The organism is Paraburkholderia sp. UYCP14C, from assembly GCF_004197395.1.
In the GTDB taxonomy this organism is placed as follows: domain Bacteria; phylum Pseudomonadota; class Gammaproteobacteria; order Burkholderiales; family Burkholderiaceae; genus Paraburkholderia.
Genome location: NZ_SELS01000216.1, coordinates 1 through 1,879 on the forward strand (window position 1 = coordinate 1; position 1,879 = coordinate 1,879).

The window sequence follows — 1,879 nt, forward strand, 5'->3', positions numbered from 1 at the left end:
GCGACAACCGCTCGAATCCCTTACCCAACCGGCCTCTCCGCCCATTTTAACCCCAGCGAAAAACCTGCAACCAGTAGGGAGTATCCGTACAGTCCAATGACGGAATTCGTTCCGGAGCTACTGTCGCTTGAGGCCACGCTTTCGGCACAGATGCCGTATCGGCAGGTCGTCACCATGATGCGCGAGTTCCTGCCTGTGCGGGAGACATTGAACCATGTGACCGTACGAAACAGGGCGCTACGCATCGGTGCGCGCATTGAAGCGGTTCCGCCATCTGCATGTCACGCACGGAAGGAAGAGACGAAGTGGACCCTGACCATCGACGGAGGATTCGTTCGAGGACGACGCAAATCCGAATGTTCCAGCTTTGAGGTTCTAACGGGGCGCTTGAGTGCCAGAGGCCAGGCGTCTCGCGTATTCGCGGTCGTGAGAAACAGGTTGCCTGATATCGTGGACCGGCTCACCACCCTTGTGAAAACCACAACCGGAAGCGATCAACCGAGACTGTCGGTCATAACCGATGGTGCCAATGGCCTGCAATCAATCGCCTGTCGATTGCCGTTTTCTCCTACACCTGTCCTGGACTGGTTTCATATATCAATGAGGGTTAGGCATCTCGAGCAGATCATCAAGGGCATGCGTGCGCGGACGGAAACGGAGAAGGCTGCCCGACGTGTGCTGATCTCCCGCGTGGACAAGCTGCGCTGGTGCTTCTGGCATGCCAGGCTGGAGAAGGCGAAGGATCGGATGCAGGGCATCCTGCTTCTCTGCCGTGTGATCGTGCCTGAGACGCCGGGCGTTGTAGAAAGTCTGGCGCAGCTCGACTACCGGACTCGAGAGCTTGTTGAATACGTCGAAACGAATGGCGGATCAACGATCAACTACGGCGCACGACATCGTCGTGGCAAACCGATCTCTACCGCCACGGCCGAATCCGCAGTCAATCAGGTGCTCAACCAGCGCATGTGCAAGCGTCAACAAATGCGCTGGTCCCGATCGGGGCTCATCTGCCTGCCCAGGTCCGATGTGCTGTCATCAACGGTGACCTTGTTCAAAGAGTTGCGAGATATGAGCCACCAAGGAAACCATTGTCGCAGCGAAGCTGCCGAGCTGCTTGAGCAGTTCGGGTTGGCGTCGCAGCAGTTACAACCCCAAGGTTCTTAACGCTCCCGACCCAAAGTGACGACTTTGCTTCGCTTTCGGTGACAACATTGCTTCGGTCTACGGCTGCCGTGGGACTTCGTTCGCCATAGCCAGTTCTGTGGGGCCTCGGGCAGCGGCTGTTCATGTCGCTGTGAAATCCATGCTGACGCACCACTTCTCAGGCGGCATCGTGCCCGGTTGGCTCGTGCCCGGCGGCCTTGCGCGCGGCACTCCACACCGCGTCGGACGAATCATCGGCTGGCTCCCATGGCCGTTCGGCGGACGTGCAAGGCAACTTCCATGGCGACGCGTTTTCCTTTCATGCAGCGGTTACAGACCAGCGCCTTCCCTGCGCTTCATGCACCATCGTCGGCCAGTTATCGGAGACGGACTTCCGATGTTGCCACTCTCATCGAGTCTGCCCTCCCAGTGTCACAAGCTCGATCCCCTTCTCATGGATGCCGTTTCACGACAGATCCTGTCCGCGCGCCTCCGACTTTCGCTGCTCCGCGATTCTCCGTATCATTTCGAGCTTTTTTCGTCTGGCGGGACTTTCCACCAGTGCCAGTCGCCTCCATTTTGGAAGTAATCGACGTCACGAGCCGTTCACCACTACCCGCTACGAGGGCTGCCAGAATCGCGATCTTATGAATATCCATTGGCGGTTTCAAGCCGAAGTGCAACAAGGGGGTTAATGTTTAGCGTCTTGGGGTTGACTTGCTGAGGCGAGCGTAGC

The 1,879-nt window shown here is 57.8% G+C and carries 1 pseudogene; it reads left to right on the top strand.

The features are described from left to right. Positions 1 to 72: 72 nt before the first annotated feature. Positions 73 to 1,171, top strand: a pseudogene (locus EVC45_RS44350) (ISKra4 family transposase); the annotation flags it as partial. Between the last annotated feature and the right edge of the window lie 708 nt (positions 1,172 to 1,879).